Source organism: Veillonella sp. R32 (assembly GCF_010093125.1).
Taxonomy (GTDB): domain Bacteria; phylum Bacillota; class Negativicutes; order Veillonellales; family Veillonellaceae; genus Veillonella_A.
The window spans coordinates 1-1021 of sequence record NZ_NMZQ01000059.1 but is presented as its reverse complement, the minus strand read 5'-3'; the positions used below and the strand labels follow the sequence as shown (position 1 = coordinate 1021).

Sequence of the window (1021 nt, the reverse complement as noted above, 5' to 3'; positions counted from 1 at the left end):
GAACTTCTAGTCTGTTTAGAGACAGAAATTACTAAACAGCAAATTCAATTTGTATATGGTTCAGGTAAACGTAAGCATACTTTACAACGCTTATTTGAAGAGTGTGCCGCCATTCGTAACAAACGTATAGAGTATGATGAAAAGCTACAACTATTGGGTACTCGAAATAGTTATTCAAAAACAGATCCCGATGCTACTTTTATGCGACTCAAAGAAGACCATATGCTAAACGGTCAATTAAAACCAGCGTATAATGTGCAATTAGCAGTCCACAGTGAATATATTGTAGGCGTTGGTGTATTTCCTAATCCTACGGATACCAAAATGTTAATTCCGTTTATGAAACAATTAGAATCTCAATACAAACAGAAGTTTCAATATGTAGTGGCGGATGCTGGGTATGATAGTAATGAAAATTTATCTTGGCTGTTAGCACGTGATTACAAAACCTGTATAAAGCCGAGTAATTACGAACGAAGTAAAACTAAGCGATACCGAGAAGACATAGGTCGTGCTGACAATATGACATATGACGAGATGAATGATACCTTTACTTGCGCTAAAGGTCGTAAGTTATACTTTGAACGGATTCGAAGAAGTAAAAGCAAAACAGGTTTTGTGTATGAAAGTAGAGTCTACCGTTGTGAAAGATGCAACTATTGTGGTTTACGTAGCCGGTGCCAAAAAACATATTATGGAATGCTACCTAAAAGCAACAAGGCTCTTTATATTTCAACAAATTACCAAGCTATGCTGGATAAAAACAACGACACCTTTAATAGTCCACTAGGCATATTACTTCGCATGAATCGCTCCATTCAAGTAGAAGGTGTATTTGGTGTATTAAAAGAAGATATGATGTACAAACGACTTCGGCATCGAGGAAAAGATACTGTGAAAAAGGATCTTCTATTAATGGCCTTTAGTTTTAATTTGATGAAGTTACATAACCGAATTCAAAAAGGTCGGCTAGGACAACGTTTATTTGATATAAAAACAGCTGCATAAATATATTAAAAAA

The 1021-nt window shown here is 35.5% G+C and carries 1 protein-coding gene; it reads left to right on the top strand.

Annotated elements, in window-relative coordinates; translation table 11 throughout:
- Positions 1-1008: transposase (locus VER_RS10030; RefSeq protein WP_162100682.1), on the top strand; the 1008-nt coding region annotated here is incomplete at its 5' end.
- Between the last annotated feature and the right edge of the window lie 13 nt (positions 1009-1021).